Origin of the sequence: Microbulbifer harenosus, from assembly GCF_005771435.1 — a bacterium.
Taxonomy (GTDB): Bacteria; Pseudomonadota; Gammaproteobacteria; order Pseudomonadales; family Cellvibrionaceae; genus Microbulbifer; species Microbulbifer harenosus.
In genome coordinates this window covers 251492-271145 of record NZ_VANI01000004.1, presented here as the reverse complement: position 1 = coordinate 271145, position 19654 = coordinate 251492, and the positions used below count along the sequence as shown (strand labels likewise).

The window sequence follows — 19654 nt, the reverse complement described above, 5'->3', positions numbered from 1 at the left end:
TTCCACGAAAAATGCCTAACAATTCCTATCAAAAGCTGTAGCTAGCCTTGAACTTGAACTTGCGCCCTGACGAATATTGCAGGTAAGGCAATTCTTGGGTTTCATATTCCAGGTTACGTTCAGCATCCAGCAGGTTCTCCACCGAGGCTGACAGGGAGAGACCATTGTCGAAACCTTTCATGTAGATCAGCTTGAGGTCGTCGAACGGCATTTCATATACGTTGGAAACCGCAGCACTGATACCTGGATTTACGATAGCCAGCTCCTCGCCCTTACGGTTGAACACCAGAGTGACTTCCTGCCCGCTGTCCACATGGTCGTAACCCAGCTGCAGGTTGACGATATAGTCCGGCTGGCCCTGCAATGGACGCTCGGTGTCGTACTCGAAAATTCCACTGCCCTCAGTTACGTCAACAGATGACATGATGTCGGTGTAGTTGAACTGCACGAAAAATTCGTGCCCCTGTTCCCGGCCCAGCACGAACTCGCGGCGCAAGTCCAGTTCCGCTCCGTAGACTTCGGCGCTTTCCGCATTGGTAAAGGTGTAGTAGTCGAAAACATCACCAAGACCGTCAAAGCGGTTTTCGATCGCATTGGTAATATCCTTGGAGAAAAGCGCCAAGGTGACCGATTCGGTATCCGATGGGTACCATTCCAGGCGCAGGTCGAGGTTTTCGATATCCGCCGGTTTCAGATCCGGATTACCTTCGTATTGCTCCAGAGTTTCTATGTCGTTAAATTTTCTTGGCAACACCTCGAAAATTTCGGGCCAGCTCACAGTCTCGGAATAGGCAGCACGCAACTGCCAGGCATCGCTAAACAGATAAGTCACGCTGAGAGACGGGGATGTGCGTTCTTCATCCAGCAGTTCGGTCATGGGCTCGACCGTGTACATATACTGCTCGCCGGCCATATAGAAATTTTCTCTGCGCACTCCGAGATTGACTTTGACCTGTTCGAGGATATTCGCCTCAACCAGGCCATAGGTGGCGTCAGAGTTTTGCTCGACTATATAGCTGTCGCCTTCCAAGCCCGTATCCATTGCTGGGTCCAGGCCGCCAACATAGATATACATACTGCCCAGCCCCGACGGGCCGTCACCGAGGCCAGGTCTGCCCACAATTACCTCAGGGATGATCGCCTGGGATGGATCCGCGTTTTCGGCCAGTGCGATACCTGCGGATGAGAAACGACCGCTTAGCGAATAGCGGTAGTGATACCCATCGCGCTCGCGCTGCAGGTCATTTGCGCCGACCTTGAGTAACAGCGACACACCGAAAATGTCCTCTATCGGCAATGCGACATCAAGCCTGTAACCACTGTTGGCTTCCTCCATGGTTTCCCACAGGTTGTAATGATCCCCAAAATTTTTTACGACTAGCCCATAGCTATCTGTTCCGGTAACACCTTTTTGATAAGTGTATTGAGTTGCATTGGGGCGGTCGTACTCGGTCCCGGCGTTCATCAACTGCCAGTCGACGGACAGGTCACCCAGGTATGCGCTCCAGCCGCCAGCGGAAATATCGAAACTGTGCGACCCCCATACCTGGTGACTCAGCAGCTCCTCCTCGATCCAGTCGGTGCGCTGGAACTTGAATTCATGACCTGTAGATACATCCTCGAAGTGCTCCAGCTCCGCTGAATTGGTGGTGTGGCGCAAAGCGATATTGTTCAGTCCCAGCTGGTGGCGATCGTTGATATTCCACTGCAGATTGAGCATGGCACTGAGGTCGATAATATTGTTGGTATCTTCAGTTTCCGCGAATTCTATGAGGGCGATTCGCTCGTTGTATTTAGCAAATCGGGAATTTTTTTTGGTGCTGTTGCTCCATTTGTTGGAGTAGCGCAGCGCGCCGATAACACCCAGGCTCTGCTCACCGATATCCCAGCTGTTGCCACCACTGAAGTCCATGGAGGAATCGCCTAGGGCCTCACCCTTGTAGATGGCGTTGTGCCTAAGGCTCTGGCCCATGCGAATGACTTCTTCCTCATTGAATCCGCCATAGCCTGGGGCACCATTGTCGAGGTTTACCCATTGTTGCAAGGACGGCGTCAATTCGTTGGGCAATTCGCGGCTGCCATCGTCCATGCCCAGCCAGTCCCTGTCACCTTCGGTGTCGGAAATCACCATATCATCGCCGTGGTTGTCGCCGTGGGTGATGGAAGAGGAGATCTTGAAAAAGCCCGCCTCGGGAATATCCCTGGTGCGCATACTGATATGGCCGGCGGTGGCCGTGCTGGGTACATCGGCAGTGGCACTCTTCTGCAGGCTGAGGCCCTGCATGATGCCGGCGGGGAAGATATCCAGCGGTAGGTCACGGCGCGCCGGATCCGTGCTCGGCAGCGTGGCGCCGTTGAATTCAGTGGACTGGTAGCGGCTCTTCATGCCGCGGACTACCGCGTAACGGTCGTCTTCCATCGACACACCCACCACGCGCTTGAGCGCGCTGCTTACCATGGAGTCGTCGAAGCGGGAAATCTGGGTGAAGTCGATACTGTCTACCACGGAGGAAGAGATGCGCTCGATCTCGATCGGGTTGCCGGGCAGGTAGCGGCCGAGCACCTGCACCTCTTCCACCACCGGTGCGTCGCCATCGGCAAATGCATCCTTCCGCGAGAGCTGCACGTCTACCGCGAGGTTCATTTTCGACAGCACGCGCTGGTTGCGCAGGCGGCTGGTCTGGAATTCCGGATGCTGTAGTTCCAGCTGATAAACGCCCTGGGGCAGCTCCAGCTCGAAGGCGCCGAAGCGGTCGGTGACGGTGCTTTGATCGCTGCCCGCGACCTTGACGGTAACGTTGCGCAGGGGTGTGTTCCCACCGGCGCTCACCACCTTGCCCTGGATCAGGCCCGGCAGCAGGCTTTCCTCGCCGCTGCTGGCAATTCCCTCTCCCTCCGCGCCGGCAGAATCAAACGCGGACAGTTCAAGACGCTGCAGCGATTTGATGGCGCGGCCGCTGGCGGATTCGCTGTTGACGATAATCACCGCGGCTTCCTCGGCACCGATGGTGAATTCGTAGGGGATCACGCGCTCGCCGATGCGCAGTTGCAGCTGGTGGCCGCCACCGGACAGGTCGTCATACCAGAAGCTTTCCCCGGCCGCGCTGCTGCCGATGGCCTTGCCGTCCAGTAGCACTTCCGTCACCGCCGCCGGTTTGCCGTCGACAAACGCATCCAGTTTGATGGCCGCCGCCTGCCCCTGGCTGGCCACGATCATGCCAATAGCGCTGCACAGCAGCCGCCTTGAAGCACTCAATCCCATGTTGTCCCCCGCTCTAAAGCTAAGAAATAAGAAAATAAAAATGTGCGGCGGAATTCCCCCCGCGAACATCGGCCTCGGTTGCGGATTCACACAGCCACAGAGATCCCCGGTTTTTTCCAAGTCCGATCTATACAACGACGGAAAAAAACGGCGCAGGCGACAGGGATTAGGTGAAGATTTGGTGAAGGTTTTTTGGCGGGGCTGTCATATTTGGCGGCGAGGTGCAAACGAGCTACGGAAATAAACGTATCTCCTCGTCATCCCGGCGAATGCCGGGATCCAGCACCACGTCGCCAGCGATCACCACTGGATACCGGCATTCGCCGGTATGACGAGATTGCATAACGCAGTAGCATGGGCATCCTTTGCGGTGCCCATTTTCGTTTTTACCCATGCCTATAAATTCCCCGATCAAACCCAAAACCCCAGCCCGCTTCCAGCAGGCCCTGCTCAAATGGTTCGACCAGCACGGCCGCCACGACCTGCCGTGGCAGCAGGACATCAACCCCTACCGGGTGTGGGTGTCGGAAATCATGCTGCAGCAGACCCAGGTGACGGCGGTTATTCCGTATTACCTGCGATTTATGGAATCTTTTCCCACAGTGCAGGCACTGGCCGCCGCCAGCCAGGACCGGGTGCTGGCACACTGGAGCGGCCTCGGCTACTACGCCCGCGCGCGCAATCTGCACAAGTGCGCGCAGGCGGTGGTGAACGAGCACGGCGGCGAGTTTCCGCGGAATGTGGAGGCGCTGGCTGAATTGCCCGGCATCGGCCGCTCCACCGCGGGGGCCATCGCCAGTATCAGCATGGGCCTGAAAGCGGCGATTCTGGATGGCAATGTAAAGCGGGTGCTGGCGCGTATTCACGCGGTAGAGGGCTGGCCGGGGCAGACCACGGTGGCAAACCAGATGTGGGAGATCGCCGAGCGCTACACGCCCGCCGAACGCACTGGGGATTACACCCAGGCGATGATGGACCTGGGCGCGACCCTCTGCACCCGCTCCCGCCCGGCCTGTGAGCGCTGCCCGTTCGAGAACCACTGCCTCGCCCGCGCCCAGGGCAACCCCACCGATTACCCGGGCAAGAAGCCGAAAAAGGAAAAGCCGGAGCGCCAGACTACCCTGCTGCTGATCGAGCACGACGGCGAGCTGTATCTGGAGCAGCGCCCGGCCGCGGGGCTGTGGGGCGGGCTGTGGATACCGCCACAGCTCGAAGGCGACGATGGCGGCGAGGCCAGCGCCCAGGAGTGGCTGGCGGCACAGGACCTGGACGCCACCGAAATCCAGCCCCTGCCACTGCTGCGCCACACCTTCAGCCACTTCCACCTGGACATACACCCCGTGTGGATAACTCTGCCGCAGAAGCCCGCACGGGTGGCAGAAGGAGCCAGCGGCTGGTATAAACTGCGCCAGCTCGACCGGCCCCGATCCGGGCAGGATCTCGGATTGCCGGCGCCCATAGCCAAGCTGGTCAAACAGCTTGTTGCGCTTCGGGAGCCCTTATTGGCGCCTTGCTGAAGCAGGCTCCGTAGATAGTTTCGTGGCGGGCGGGCACTGGTGCGGGCTTTCGAAACCACTGTGAATACATCCATGTACGCTGCGTCGGCGACTTCCCTGTCGCCGACGCTTTCGAAAGCCCACCCCAGCACCCACCCTGCAATTCAGGTATCGCACTTCGTAGCCTTGATGAAGTCGCAATCCTCGACCAGAGAATTAGGAGAACCCATGTCCCGCACCGTCTTCTGCCGCAAATACCAACAGGAACTGGAAGGCCTCCCCAACCCGCCCTTCCCCGGCCCCAAAGGTCAGGACATTTACGACAACGTATCCGCCAAAGCCTGGCAGGAGTGGATGGCCCACCAGACCATGCTGATCAACGAAAAGCGCCTGAACATGATGGAACCCTCATCCCGCGCCTACCTCGCCGACCAGATGACCAAATTCTTCAGCGGCGAAGACTACGACGCCGCCGAAGGCTTCGTGCCAGAGCAAGGCGACGACAAGTAAGCGACCGCTCACAAACCGTCTAATTGATCGCAAAAACTATTTATCAATCAAGGGGTTGACTCCTCAAAAGAGAGCAGGTTTAATACGCGCCTCGCTGCCGGGGACACCTCGATAAAAGCGAAGCCCAGATAGCTCAGTCGGTAGAGCAGGGGATTGAAAATCCCCGTGTCGGTGGTTCGATTCCGCCTCTGGGCACCAAACAAACAAGCCTCACCCGCAAGGGTGGGGCTTTTGTGGATTCACCGATAAAAATGGCTGTTTTGCCACTTTATGGTAAAAATCTGCAAATGCCAGGTTATGGTAAAAAGCCTCTAAGATATTGATCCTAGAGGCTTTTTCATTTCTGTATCCGCAGAAAACATCTCTGATTTAATGCCCCATTGCCCCAATCTTTCTTCTCCTTCTGCAAACTAAATTTAATCAGAATCAGTAGCAACATCTCTTTAACGGCCAAATGCAACAGCATCCATCTGCTGTTCTATCAACTTATCGATCGTAGCGTTCGAGCGTCAGCGCCACCCAATCAATACAATTCTTGCCTGTAATGAGCCAGTGCCCTTACCCCGGCTGTCCGTGTTTCAACAACCTTAAGACCACCACAAATCAGATCTAATCACTTCTATTCAGCTCAAATCAGCTATTTTCCATTTTAATCCGACTAGGCCTATGACAAAATCACTATCTTGAGAAAAATCTATAAACACGATTTGCATGGGCACCTGAACTATGAGCGACAGATGGCTTTCTGTTGAAGAGATCGGTGAATACCTTGGTGTGAGCAAGGATACGGTCTACGCGTGGCGGAACAAGAAAGGGATGCCAGCGCATCGCATTGGTCGTTTTTGGAAGTTCAAGGCGGCGGAGGTAGATGAGTGGGTTCGCTCAGGTCAGGCAGCGGAGGCTGATGACAATGAACCTAAGGATGCTCATGAAAGCTGATGTTGCTGCTGAACTACAAACATGCATGTCTATAACGATATTTTGAGTATGGAGAGTACCGATCCATGACGATTTCATGTGTCGATTTATTTTGTGGTGCGGGTGGCTTGACTCATGGCTTTGTAAAGGAAGGGTTGCCCGTCGTTGCAGGAATAGATTTGGATGCTGCCTGCCGCTATCCATATGAAAAGAATAATAACTCCGTTTTCTTGGAGCGGGATGTTTCTGAACTTGAACCCGAAGAGATCGAGGCGCTGTTTGGTGAAGCCGAAATACGAGTCCTGGCGGGTTGCGCACCCTGTCAGCCGTTCTCTACATATTCACAGAGATATGAATTAGATCGAAACGATCGCTGGGGGCTTCTTTACGAATTTGCAAGATTGGCAGAAGGCACTCTACCTGAAGTCATCACGATGGAAAACGTACCTAGTGTACAAAAGCATGAAGTCTTTCATGACTTCGTTTCTGATCTCAAGAAGCTTGATTATCACGTTTGGTATAGCGTCGTCGATAGCACTCATTATGGTGTCCCTCAGACTCGAAAAAGGTTGGTCTTACTCGCTTCGCAGTACGGCCCTATCAAGATGATCGAAAAGACGCATGAAAAGCCGAGGACTGTTAAACAAGTAATCGGTCGACTAAAACCAATAGCAGCTGGCGAGAGCTCCGAGCGAGACAAGCTCCATGTTTCTGCAACTTTGAGTGAAATTAATCTAAAACGAATACGAGCATCGAAACCGGGTGGCACGTGGCGAGACTGGCCTAAGAAACTGGTAGCTGACTGCCACAAAGAGGGTTCGGGTAAAACATATCCCAGTGTCTATGGCCGAATGGAATGGGATAAGCCAGCCCCGACCATGACCACTCAATGCTACGGTTATGGAAACGGGCGGTTTGGACATCCAGAACAAGACCGTGCTATTTCTTTACGCGAAGCGGCAGTGATTCAGGGGTTCCCTCGAGATTATAAATTTATTGAGAGAGGAGCATCCGTTGAGTTTAGAACCCTGGGAAGGATGATCGGCAACGCAGTTCCCGTAGGTCTGGGCCAAGCCATCGCTAAAAGTATCAAGGCTCACCTCGAAGAATACGAATTGATTTGTTAGCTGGGAGAATGGGTGTGCCTCGTAAAAGAACTTCACCCGTTCCATCGTCCGCTGCTGCAAGCAAGCGAATGGCTGCAACCGGGCAGAGAGACACATCTGCAGAGACCAGAATTCGTAAGCGCTTATTTGCGCAAGGGTTGCGGTATAGGGTCGACTACCCGGTCCTCAGGAAGCCAAGGCGAAAAGCCGATATTGTATTTACTCGTGCAAAGGTTGCTGTATTCGTCGATGGATGTTTTTGGCATGGCTGTCTTGAACATGGTTCTTGGCCGAAAGCCAACTCCGAATTTTGGCGAAACAAAATCGAGACCAATCGTGAGCGTGATAAAGACACGGATCGACGGCTCAACGATATCGGATGGTATGTCGTCAGAATTTGGGAGCACGAAGATCCGGAGATAGCCGTCAAAAGAATCATTGAGGCGGTTTATAGCAGAACAAAAAATATGGGGTGAAAAGTGGCGGACAATACGACGCGAAGAGTAAGTGGAAGATACTCGACACCACCTGAACCAGGACAATTGGTTGAGGTGCGTCGTAGGCAGTGGGTCGTTGCTGATATACAGCGCTCCGACGTTGAAGATATCGGCAAGACGGGTCAACACTATGTCAAATTGTCTTCGATCGATGAAGATGGGCTCGGCGAAGAACTTGAAGTGGTTTGGGAAATCGAGCCTAGCGCCCATGTCATCGAAAACAAAGGACTTCCCTCGATAACGGGGTTCGACGAATCGAAGCGTCTCGAAGCTTTCCTTGATGCCGTCCGGTGGGGCGCCGCAACCAATGCCGACCGCGGCTTTCTACAGGCTCCCTTCAGGAGCGGTGTCAGCATAGAAGACTTTCAGCTTGATCCTCTGGTGCGGGCCATTGATCTAGCACGAGCCAATCTCCTTATCGCGGATGACGTTGGTCTTGGCAAGACCATCGAAGCAGGTCTGGTGATTCAAGAACTCTTGCTGCGACATAGAGCACGTAGTGTATTGGTCGTTTGCCCCGCGTCCTTGCAAGAGAAGTGGCGCGGCGAAATGCTCGAGAAATTCGGGCTTGAGTTCAAGGTTGTCGATACGGACTACGTCAAGAAATTGCGCCGTGAACGGGGAATTCACGTTAATCCTTGGACATCGTTTCCCCGATTGATTACTTCTATGGATTGGATGAAGAGTGGCGAAGGGCTGCGCCTCATGCGCGACATATTGCCGACCTATCCCTCCTACCCAAGAAAATTCGATGTGTTGGTGGTGGATGAAGCACACAACATAGCGCCGTCTGGGTCTGGAAGTTATGCCGTCGAAAGCCAGCGCACGAAACTGATTCGCACACTGTCGCCGCATTTTCAGCACCGCCTCTTCCTGACGGCAACGCCACACAATGGGTATACCGAATCTTTTACTTCCTTACTTGAACTGCTGGACGACCAACGCTTCGCCCGAAACATTCTTCCCGATGAGGCTCAGCTCGCTCAGGTCATGATCAGGCGGTTGAAGAGTGATCTTGTCGACAACGATGGTAATCCCCTTTATCCGAAGCGAAGCCTGCAAGCACTGAAGATCGACTATACGGATGCAGAGCGACAGATCCATAAACAACTTGAGGCTTATGCCCAATCCAGGTTGGAATCTGCCGAAGATGGACAAGCTCAGTTTGGAACCAAATTCATCAATAATCTGCTCAAGAAGCGTCTGTTTTCCTCACCGGCAGCCTTTGCGTCGACACTTGAAAGGCATGTAGAAAATATCCACAAGGGCTACAGCAAGAAAAAGAGCGATATAGATGATCGGATTCTGCGGAAATTGATCGCCAAGACGGAAGAAGGTTATCGTGATGACATTGGTTATGAATCGGCTCAAACCGAAGCGGTTGAAGAGGCAAGCCGTCGTGTGCCGCCTTTGACGGATGAACAGCGCGCGTCCTTGGTACCCATGCGTGACTGGGCGCAAAGTGCCATGAACCAAGTAGACAGTAAGGCTAAGGCCATACTGGATTGGTTGGAATCTCACTTAAAGGAAAGTGGCGATTGGAACGGCAAGCGCGTCATTCTATTTACTGAATACAGAACGACCCTAGATTGGCTTCATAAAATCCTGGCTACCCACGATTATGGTGGAGAGCGCTTGGCCATCTTACATGGCGGTATTGATCATCAGGACCGAGAGCGCATAAAAGCCGCTTTCCAAGCACACCCAACCCAATCCAACGTCCGCATATTGTTGGCCACCGACGCAGCTTCTGAGGGTATCGATTTACAGAACTACTGTAATTATCTCATCCACCTTGAAATACCCTATAACCCCAACGTCATGGAACAGCGTAATGGCCGTATTGATCGTCATGGTCAGCGCGAGAAAGAAGTTTTCATTTGGCATCCGGTCGATGCCGATACGTCTAAGGGCGCGATCGGTGGCCATGCCGATGACATATTGCGCGCGCTCCGCAAGATCGATTCCATGCGTCAGGATCTGGGGAGCGTGAATGCGCTCATCGAGCCACAAATCTCCCAGGTGCTGGAAGGCACCAGAACCGAATTGGAAACAGCCGTGGCAGAGCAAAAGATGGCTTCTTCCAAACGGTACATGCGTGCCGATGCCCGTTTGAGGGAAAGGATCGAAAGGCTGCACAGTCGATTATTGGAAACGCAAGAGGACTTCCATCTTACGCCCGAGCGGATCAAAGCGGCTGTCGATACTGCTCTATTACTGGCAGGAAAGCCTCCCCTGAAGCCGATCGAATTGCCCGAAACCCCACCGGGCACCATTTATCAGATGCCCGCACTGACAGGCTCATGGGCGCGTTGTGCCGAAGGTCTGGAGCATCCGCACACTCACCAAATCAGACCGATCACCTTTGACCACCAAGTGGCCAAAGGTAGAGACGATATCGTGTTAGTCCACATGAATCATCGCTTGGTGCAAATGTGCTTACGACTACTACGAGCAGAGGTTTGGGCCCAGGAAGATGTCAAAAAATTACACCGGGTCAGTGTAAAAGCACTGCCGGATGATCAACTGGAGGGCCCAGCGTTGGTGGTCGTCTCTCGTCTGGTGATCACCGGAGGGAAACATCATCGACTTCACGAAGAATTGATAGAGTCAGGAGGCCTTCTTAGCGATACCTCTTTCAAGCGTGAAACACGCGTGGGAGAAGTGCGTCGGTGGTTAGAGGAGTCTGAGCCTTGCACCGTCGATGAACCCACGACGATCGCCCTTGCGACGCGATTCGATCGGCATCTCGAAGCCATCAAATCGTCCGTGTCCAGTCGGGCCAACGAGCGTTTGAAGACTTTGGCGAACACTCTGCGTATTCAGCAAGAGAAAGAAACAAAGGACATCAATGATGTCCTCAACGAACTCGAAAAGACCATTCGACATGAGTTGGAGTTCGAGAGGCAGCCGGAGCAGCTGGGATTCGTATTCGAAGATCTCAACGAGGTAGAACGTACGCAACTCAAGCGCGATAACCAAGCTCTGGAAGCACGGTTGGCCCGCATTCCCAAAGAGCGTGAAAGCGAAATCGAAGCCATCGCCATGCGATTCAGCGATCCCAGCCAACATGCTTTTCCTGTGGCTGCGATAATTCTCGTTCCGCAATCACTCAGCACACAGCCGGAGTAATCACGATGTACGAAAAGAAGACTCACGGTGAATGGCTATCACTCCTTGAAATCTCAGGTCCCTTTCTCGCCGAGACCGTTCTGGAATCGCACTTTCCTCAAGGTCTGGACGAACTGAATCCAGCCAAGAAAAAGCTATTACGCCAGGCCTATGAAGAGTGGCGGGAAGCCCAAGACGATGCAGATCCTTCGTTTTCAGAGCTACATGCGGCCTGGATAGATTTGGTTCTCAAGCAAGGTCTGGAGCTGGATGAAGACGACGATGAGGATGTACTGAAACCGGCGAACAGCATTGATGGAGTCTCATTCGAAGCACCAGAGCATGGCGTCGTGATCAAGCCGGACTATGCCGTAGTCACTGGTGCTGATCATTCGCCTAGCCTGCTGATCAAAACGTTGCCTGCTGGCATTGATCTCGAGACTGTCAACAAGTCCGATGGATGGGCTGCGAGCCCTGTGGAGAGAATGCTCCAACTCTGTCGAGCCACGAAGGTGCGACTGGGGCTGCTCACCAACGGTGAACGCTGGATGCTGATCGATGCACCCGAGGGCGGCGTCACTACCTATGCCAGTTGGTATGCCCGCTTATGGGGGCAGGAACCGGTCACGTTACAGGCCTTCATCAACCTATTGGGAATTCGCCGCTTTTTCCTGGATTCGAGTCAGCAATTGCCGGCCTTGCTGGATGAGTCCCTAAAGCATCAGGATGAAGTCACCGACGCTCTTGGCGATCAAGTCAGGCGTGCAGTCGAAGTGCTGGTTCAGGCACTGGACAAGGCAGACCAGGATCGTGAACGTGAGTTACTCAAAGACGTAGAACCCGCCGCACTCTATGAGGCTGGTTTGACGGTAATGATGCGCCTCGTATTTTTGTTGAGTGCCGAAGAGCGCGGTTTGTTGCTATTGGGTGATGAGCGCTACGAAGCCTACTACGCCGCCTCGAGCTTGCGAATGCAATTGCGTGAGCAAGCAGGCTTGCACTCGGAAGAAATCCTATCCCATCGCCGCGACGCCTGGTCGCGCTTACTGGCGATATTCCGTGCCGTGTATGGCGGCGTGGATCACGAAACGCTGCGCATGCCAGCGCTGGGGGGCTCTCTGTTCGACCCCGATCGATTCCCCTTTCTTGAAGGGCGCACAAAAGATTCGAACTGGCGTTACGATCCCGCGCAACCGTTACCAATCGACAACCGCACGGTTCTGTTACTGCTAGATGCTATTCAACTATTTCAGGGGAGGACACTGTCCTATCGGGCACTGGATGTAGAGCAAATTGGCTACGTCTATGAAGGTTTGTTGGAGCGAACGGTAGTCCGTGCCAAGGACGTCACGCTGGAATTGGAAGCTACCAAGAAATCAAAGAAACCCTGGGTCACCTGGGGTGAATTGGAAGATGCACGGCTGAGTGGCGAGAAGGCTGTAAAAGCACTTCTGGTAGAGCGAACGGGCAGCTCGACGTCTCGCATCAATAATGATCTCAACAAAGTCGTTAGCGATGCCCACAAAGAAAAGCTGTTAGTCGTTTGCCTGGGCGACCAAGCCCTGCGCGATAGGTTGGCCCCCTACTATCATTTTCTACGTATCGACCCCTGGGGTTACCCGCTGATATACCCCAAGGGTGCTTTCATGGTGGCAACGGGTTCCGATCGCCGGGAAACAGGCACCCACTACACGCCTAAATCCCTGACGGAATCCATCGTCAAGGAGACGCTGGAACCGATCGTCTATGTGGGCCCCGCCGAAGGTACCGAACGCAAGGATTGGAAACTGAAGACTCCGGAAGAGCTGCTGGATCTTAAAATCTGCGATCTTGCCATGGGATCAGGGGCTTTTCTGGTTCAGGTATGCCGCTGGTTATCGGAGAGGTTGTTGGAGGCCTGGGCTCAGGCCGAATCCCAAAACAAGTTCATCACGGGCGAAGGAATCGTCGTAGATAACATTTCCAATCAAGAACCAATGACTGGCGATGCAGAAGAGCGCTCGGTAAATGCGCGACGCCTGATTAGTGAGCGCTGCCTGTATGGGGTCGATATCAATCCACTCGCTGTCGAGTTGGCGAAGCTTTCCATCTGGTTGGTTACCCTGGCGAAAGGTCGCCCCTTTGGCTTCCTGGATCACAACCTTCGCCATGGAGATAGCTTGCTTGGGATTACTGATCTGGAGCAACTGTATTATCTGGATATGAACGTTGGCAAAGGTAGCGAGAAGAAGCTCTTTGCACAAAAAATTGAGGAAGCAGTTAAAGAGGTCATTGAGCTCCGTCTGGAATTGCGCGAGCGGCCGATCTTGGATATTCATGATGTCGAGGTAATGGCTCATTTGGATCAAAAAGCTCGTGAGAAATTGGAGCTGCCAGAATTAGTTGCTGATGCATTGGTTGGAGAAACCCTTAAGGCAGGGGGGAAGAAGGCTGACGTCACCATGCTATCGGTCGAAGCTGGCCAAGCATTTGAGGGCGATTCAGATGCGGTTAAGTGTTTAAGCCTTCGTGCCACTGATGGTATGAATACTGATTTGCCAACGGGCAAGCCTAATCGAAAACCATTCCATTGGTGCTTGGAGTTTCCTGAAGTGTTCATTGGACAGTTATCAGGATTTGATGCAGTTGTGGGAAATCCTCCATTCCTGGGCGGACAGAAGATCACAGGAGCTATGGGAGACGTATACAGAGGTTTCTTGGTAGAACGAATTGCCATGGGAAGACGAGGCTCCGCAGACTTAGTTGCGTATTTCTTCATAAGAGCCAACTCGATAATTCGTAAACCAGGGTTCTTTGGTCTTATCGCTGTGAATACGATTTCAGAAGGAAATACGCGAGAAGTTGGTCTTGATTCCGTGCTGGAATCAGGTTCGATTATCTACAAAACGAATCCGAATATCGTTTGGTCTGGTGAAGCAAATGTTGTTACCAGCAGTGTCCATGTCGCACGATCAAAATGGGCTGGAAATAAGTCTATCGGAGTCAGCATCGTCAACAATATAAGTTCGTCATTAACTCAAAGGGAGAATTGGAGACCTGTTAAGTTATATGAAAGCAGCGGATTGGTATTTCAGGGTGCGATTATTCTAGGCGATGGATTTATTGTTGATGAAGAAATCTATTCTCAATGGAAACAAGATGAGGATAATTCTTGCGAGGTCGTGTTTGACTATTTGATTGGCAAAGAAGTTAATAACACCCCTAGTTTTGTGCCTGGCCGAAAAGTTATTAATTTTTTTGATTGGGACGAGAATACAGCACGCAAATTTCAATCTGCATATAAACACATTGAAGAAAGTGTTAAAGCAGAGCGGCAACGAAAAGATGAAAATGGGGAATACGTATTGAGAAAACCTTTGCCACAGAGGTGGTGGCAATACGGTGAAAAACGTCCAGCCATGTTTCATGCAATAGGTCGTGGGCATAGCTTTGAAAAACACCCTAAAGGCTGGGACGGAAGCAATCAACCTTTAGAGCGTATCATTGTATTTGCTAGAGCTGCCACAAAGTACCCATGCTTTGCTTTGGTTCCGTCAGATTACGTATATAGCGACTCTTTGTGTGTGATAGCTAGTCAAAGTTATGCGCTATTTTGTTGCCTCTCATCAGATGTTCATGCGATATGGGCTTGGGAGTACTGCTCGAAAATGAAACAAGATATGCGCTATACACATAGCGATATATTTGAGACTTTCCCCTTTCCAAACGGCACTCTAAGTGACTCACATGACGGTTTACGTAATATAGGAGAGGTATTCTTCGATAAAAGATTGCAATACATGCAATCGAACAACATTGGTATGACGAAGTTCTATAACGATTTACACGATTCTGAAATTCAATCCGAAGATATTATCGAACTTCGTGAGTTGCAAACGAAAATAAACCAAGTTGTATTGAATGCGTATGGCTTCGATGACATAAACCTCGAACAGGATTTTCACGAAGTTGCTTACCTCCCAGAAGGAAAGAACATACGTTTCACAATCAGTGAAGCCGCTCGTGAGGAGCTACTTTATCGTTTGGCTCTACTCAATAAAGAACGCCATGAAGCCGAATTATCCAATAAATCTAAAAAGGCCAGCGTAACTTCAATCATTCAGTATGATAAGCGACCACCGAGAGATATGACGTTGGATAAGGTTGCCGAACCAACACCGCAAATGGATATCTTCGGACAGGAAGACGAATGAACACTAGTATAAAGACAAACAATGCGTGGGTCGCATTTACATCAAAAACCTCGTTAGGCTTGCCTTTCGAGCACTATTCACTTTCGCTTGCTGGTGAAGTCACGAAATATCAGGCCCTTCATGAAAGTGATTGGATCTTGGCTCTTAACGATTCTGCCGACGCTATTGGTGTAGGTCGGGTCTACCGAATCCGTTCATCTCTCGACAGCACCACCGTCTATTTCGATAAATACCTGTCCTTCGACGCACCTTCATCACTGTTTGGAACACCACTGTCTGCACCAAGTGGCGGGATATCCAGAATTCAGTGGACTGATTTTCTTGAGAGCCTGCCCAAACTTTCGGGAACGACCATTGCTGAGGTGCCATTGATCAATGATCAGGCATATATAAGAGAATTATTACAACTTGCTGTCGTAGACGACCTTCTAGGGCCGGCGAATGGGCCTTACGAAGAAATCGTTGATATGAGTGTTCGTGACCGTTATTTGGTTGGGAAGCTGGCCCCACGCGACAGTAGGAAAGACGGCTCAATCGAAGGGCTAGAAGGCCCCCTTGCTAACGAAGAAGGCGAAGAACCAGATGAGTCCATTGATACTCACGATAGGAACGCACCAAATCGATTGAGCCATGAACCGGGAGCGGAATTTAACTCCACTACGGGTAAGGTCGAGGCTGAGTCTGACAGTGCAGATGAGATCGATGCTGCCAGTAATCAGTCTTTGATTCCATCCAGTATGGGCATCACGTTCTGTGTAAGCGGGGATGTTGAGGCTATTGAAGTAGAGGCACTATGGGGTCGTTATGAGCGGCTCTATGACCACGAGCATATCAAGCCCATAAAACGCAAAATGACCAAACAGGAAGTTGAAGCGCACCAGGAAAAGAAAGGGCTGGAACGGGTCAATTGCGTGTCTCTGGGCACTAAGAATGCGGCGGGTGACGAGTTGTTCTCAGTCGAAACCGAGATGAAACCCAAAGTCTGGAAACGTATTCCCTGTGGTGGCCGAATTAGTTTGCCGATGAAGGAAGGGATCGTCCCACACCAGGCTCCCGACAAGGAGCATCCTGAAGTCCGAATTCAAGGAAGTGTCCGGGCCAAAAACGCCGATGGCGACCGCTTGATTACACTCTTCCTGGTCAATGCGCAGGAAGAGCCGGAATCCAACAAGGATACTGCATGGTTGTTCCAGCCTGAGATTCGAATTCGGGCTGCCCAGGACTCGGCAGACAAGGCAATCTTCCGACGTAGGCCTTTGGCACTCGATGATTCTGATGACCACGAGCGTAAGGCTCTGGAAATGGTCTACCGTAAAAAGGTGGAGTTTGCGGTTGGGCACGGTGTTGCCGTACACGCGGTGAGCGATATAGAAACTGTCGAATATGCGACAGAAGTTCGCACTATCATCATGCCGCAATATGAGGTGCCGATTACCGATATTCCTGGTAGCAGAAACGAGTATTGGCCAGAAAACAATAGCCATAGTCCTGATCGCTTGGCCATGTGCGAAATGGTCAAGAAAGGCTACTTGGACATGGAGGTATTAGCGGAGCTATCGAAAGAGGAACTGGTTTCAGCCTTGTCGATATTAACGGACGATTATCGCGCTTGGATTGATGAGCAGAGTGATCGTATCGGGAAGGATGTCGCCGGTCATGATCAGGAAGCCAAAGAGGCACTGAGTAAATGTACCGATATTCACCAGCGTTTGGTGGAAGGCATTCAGGTGCTCGCGGAGAATGACAACGCATTGAGAGCCTTCCGTACGGCGAACCTGGCGATGGCGAATCAACGTATTCGTAGCTTGTACGCCCTCTCTCAACGCAGAAATCAATCCAAGACGTTGTCGGACTTTCAAAAACGAAAGAATCGTTCTTGGCGACCTTTTCAGCTGGCTTTCATGCTGTTGTCGATTCCCTCGTTGGCCGATCCGAATCACAAGGACCGTACCAAACCCATAGAAGCCTACGCCGATTTGCTGTGGTTCCCCACCGGTGGTGGTAAGACGGAAGCGTATCTAGGTGTCGCGGCATTTACCATGTTCATCCGGAGGCTGCAGGGAAACTTGGGGGGCTACGATAGCTCTCGCGGACTGTCCGTGATCATGCGCTATACATTGAGACTGTTGACCCTACAGCAGTTTCAGCGTGCCACGACACTGATTTGCGCAATGGAAGTTCTCAGGCGGGAGGCGCTAGCCAAAGGTGACGAGTCTTTGGGCAAGGAGCCATTCACTATTGGGCTGTGGGTGGGTAACAAGGTTACTCCAGGCACGACTGACGATAGCCATCGAGCCATTCAAGATATCCGGGACCCGGACAAGTGGGATGCTGGCAGTACTTCGCCCGCTCAACTAACCAGTTGCCCGTGGTGCGGAGGTGAGGTTGCGCCCGGTCGAGATATCGAAGTAAACAAACTGGTAGGTCAAACCATCATTTACTGTGGTGACAAGAAGAGCCATTGCGAATTCTCACGCGGTAAGACTTCGAATTTGCCACACCCTGGCATCCCGGTGAAAGTGGTCGACGAGGAAATCTACCATCGCCCACCAACGATGATGATCGCGACGGTCGACAAATTTGCGATGATGGCTTGGCGTGGACAGGTAAGAACTCTATTTGGTCGAGCCAATAAGGAATGCCCACGTCATGGTCTATTGTGGCCCGGTGCAGAGTGCGAAGGTAACCATCGTGCGTTGAAAGGGTTGGCTCCGACCAAGGTGCGGCAGATCATGCCTATCCGCCCACCCGATTTGATCATTCAGGATGAATTCCATCTCATCAGTGGACCTTTGGGTACCATGGTTGGTCTGTATGAGACGGCGGTGGACGAGCTTTCAACTTGGGAGTTGGATGGCAAGCCGGTCAAACCAAAGATCATCGCCTCGACTGCAACGGTGCGCAAAGCGGCGGAACAGGTCAATGGCGTCTTCATGCGCAAGGTTTCCGTCTTTCCACCCCACGGATTGGATGTAGAGGACAACTTTTTCTCCGTCCAACGTCCAATTCAAGAGCATCCTGGGCGACGATACCTTGGTGTCTGTTCGCCGGGTAGTTCACGCCCTGCCATGCTTATTCGGGTCTATACCGCATTCCTGACCGCATCGCAGGGATTGTTCGATCGTTTCGGACCGGCAGCCGATCCTTATATGACGACAGTGGGTTACTTCAACTCACTCCGAGAGTTGGGCGGAATGAAACGATTGGCGGAGGATGACGTGCAGACACGTTCCTACCGCGTACAGATGAGCTTGGTCGACCGCCCCGGGCTGGCTCAACGTAGTGTTCAGAATATCAAAGAGTTGACCTCACGAATTTCCAATCGTGATATCCCTAAGAATCTAGATCAGCTGGAAGTCCCTTTCAAAGCGAGATTCGATGCTCCTACAGGGAAATACGTGACCGACTGGCAAGACGGTGATATTCGGGCCATTGACGTGGTGTTGGCTACGAATATGTTGTCGGTAGGTGTCGACGTGAATCGATTGGGGCTTATGGCCGTCAATGGGCAACCCAAAGGTACGGCCGAATATATCCAGGCCACTAGCCGCGTCGGTCGACAATTCCCTGGTCTGGTGTGCACGGTTCTTACTTGGGCTCGTCCCCGAGACCTATCGCATTACGAAACTTTCGAACATTACCACGCAACCTTCTACAAACACGTAGAAGCACAATCGGTTACACCCTTCTCGCCGCGGGCAATCGACCGAGGGCTTACCGGTACGATGTTGAGCCTCATGCGTTTGGAGAACGAACCGTTCAATCCGAATACGGGCGCCATGTCGATGGATAAGGTGGAGAAGCCAGAGGCCAAGACGGCCATGAATATTCTGACCAAGCGAGCATGGAGCGTCACGGATCGTTCGGATATCGAAGCATTGGCAAAGCTGGAATTGAAAGCGCGTATAGACGAATGGGCAAAACAAGTAAGAAAAGGTGGGCGCTTGCTGGGTTATGAAAAGAAAGGACCCAATAAGGACACCATGGTCGCCCTAATCAAGGCCCCAGGCGTTCAAGCGTGGGATGATTTCACCGTGCCGATGTCCATGCGGGAGGTGGAACCCGGTGTCCGTCTCGTCATGAATACAAGGAAGTTTGCGGATAGCCCAAATTGGACTCCCAGGGTCGTCGTCCCTGACGACAATGATGCAAATTCAGCAGGATCAGGGAGAAGTTCTAGAAGAAGAACCAATTCTACAACATCTGCTCCCGGGTTACTCGTTTCAGTGGTCGATATCGCAAAAGGCAAATATGAATCTGAAACGGTCGTCGAAATTGAAGTCGATGGACAATCCAAGCAGCTGACCATCGCCAGGTCGAAAGATCAAAAGCCAGAAAAGAATACGTTCGTGGTGATGTCCGTTTCGGATGTACAACAGGGACAGTTTCCTAAGGGTACACTTGCGGGAACATTGAGTTGGAGTGAATTACAAGATGAAAATGGAAACATAACCACTCGTATGAAACTACGTTACCCGGAAGCCAACGTTTCATTCGATTTGCCGGACGGTGATTGGGCCTCAATCACACTCCATGCTGAAGAAATAAAGGATTAGGCGGT

The 19654-nt window shown here is 52.1% G+C and carries 9 protein-coding genes and 1 tRNA gene; 9 read left to right on the top strand and 1 reads right to left on the bottom strand.

Going from position 1 to position 19654, the window contains the following annotated elements:
* Positions 1-28: 28 nt before the first annotated feature.
* Positions 29-3262 (bottom strand): TonB-dependent receptor, encoded by a 3234-nt coding sequence (locus FDY93_RS03435; RefSeq protein WP_171018874.1) that lies wholly within the window; start codon positions 3260-3262, stop codon positions 29-31.
* 392 nt (positions 3263-3654) lie between these two features.
* On the opposite strand from FDY93_RS03435, the gene mutY reads away from it, so the two are divergent.
* The 9 genes from mutY to drmA all read left to right on the top strand — a co-directional run bounded on the left by mutY (position 3655) and on the right by drmA (position 19649).
* Entirely contained in the window at positions 3655-4779 is a 1125-nt protein-coding gene (gene mutY / locus FDY93_RS03430) for an A/G-specific adenine glycosylase (protein ID WP_138234343.1), read from the top strand.
* Positions 4780-4986: 207 nt separating this feature from the next.
* Positions 4987-5268: an oxidative damage protection protein gene (locus FDY93_RS03425; RefSeq protein WP_138234342.1), complete on the top strand. Its 282-nt coding sequence runs from the start codon at positions 4987-4989 to the stop codon at positions 5266-5268.
* Positions 5269-5390: 122 nt separating this feature from the next.
* Positions 5391-5466 (top strand) — tRNA-Phe (locus FDY93_RS03420).
* A gap of 528 nt (positions 5467-5994) precedes the next feature.
* Positions 5995-6207 (top strand): helix-turn-helix domain-containing protein, encoded by a 213-nt coding sequence (locus FDY93_RS03415; RefSeq protein ID WP_138234341.1) that lies wholly within the window; start codon positions 5995-5997, stop codon positions 6205-6207.
* A 65-nt stretch (positions 6208-6272) separates the two neighbouring features.
* The gene (locus tag FDY93_RS03410) at positions 6273-7313 is read left to right on the top strand and encodes a DNA cytosine methyltransferase (RefSeq protein ID WP_138234340.1); all 1041 of its coding nucleotides are present in this window, start codon (positions 6273-6275) and stop codon (positions 7311-7313) included.
* Positions 7314-7327: 14 nt separating this feature from the next.
* Entirely contained in the window at positions 7328-7768 is a 441-nt protein-coding gene (locus FDY93_RS03405; protein WP_246068443.1) for a very short patch repair endonuclease, read from the top strand.
* A gap of 3 nt (positions 7769-7771) precedes the next feature.
* Entirely contained in the window at positions 7772-10921 is a 3150-nt protein-coding gene (gene drmD / locus FDY93_RS03400) for a DISARM system SNF2-like helicase DrmD (RefSeq protein ID WP_138234338.1), read from the top strand.
* A 5-nt stretch (positions 10922-10926) separates the two neighbouring features.
* Positions 10927-15093, top strand: coding sequence for an Eco57I restriction-modification methylase domain-containing protein (locus FDY93_RS03395; RefSeq protein ID WP_138234337.1), 4167 nt, complete (start codon positions 10927-10929; stop codon positions 15091-15093).
* The gene (gene drmA, locus FDY93_RS03390) at positions 15090-19649 is read left to right on the top strand and encodes a DISARM system helicase DrmA (protein ID WP_138234336.1); all 4560 of its coding nucleotides are present in this window, start codon (positions 15090-15092) and stop codon (positions 19647-19649) included. The genes FDY93_RS03395 and drmA overlap by 4 nt, the downstream gene beginning before the upstream one ends.
* The last annotated feature ends 5 nt before the right edge of the window (positions 19650-19654 follow it).

Bases quoted from the DNA above. Each gene is read 5' to 3' on its own strand.
- FDY93_RS03425 (WP_138234342.1), top strand. From the start codon at position 4,987: ATGTCCCGCACCGTCTTCTGCCGCAAATACCAACAGGAACTGGAAGGC.
- FDY93_RS03435 (WP_171018874.1), bottom strand. From the start codon at position 3,262: ATGGGATTGAGTGCTTCAAGGCGGCTGCTGTGCAGCGCTATTGGCATG.
- FDY93_RS03410 (WP_138234340.1), top strand. From the start codon at position 6,273: ATGACGATTTCATGTGTCGATTTATTTTGTGGTGCGGGTGGCTTGACT.
- FDY93_RS03395 (WP_138234337.1), top strand. From the start codon at position 10,927: ATGTACGAAAAGAAGACTCACGGTGAATGGCTATCACTCCTTGAAATC.
- mutY (WP_138234343.1), top strand. From the start codon at position 3,655: ATGCCTATAAATTCCCCGATCAAACCCAAAACCCCAGCCCGCTTCCAG.
- FDY93_RS03415 (WP_138234341.1), top strand. From the start codon at position 5,995: ATGAGCGACAGATGGCTTTCTGTTGAAGAGATCGGTGAATACCTTGGT.
- drmA (WP_138234336.1), top strand. From the start codon at position 15,090: ATGAACACTAGTATAAAGACAAACAATGCGTGGGTCGCATTTACATCA.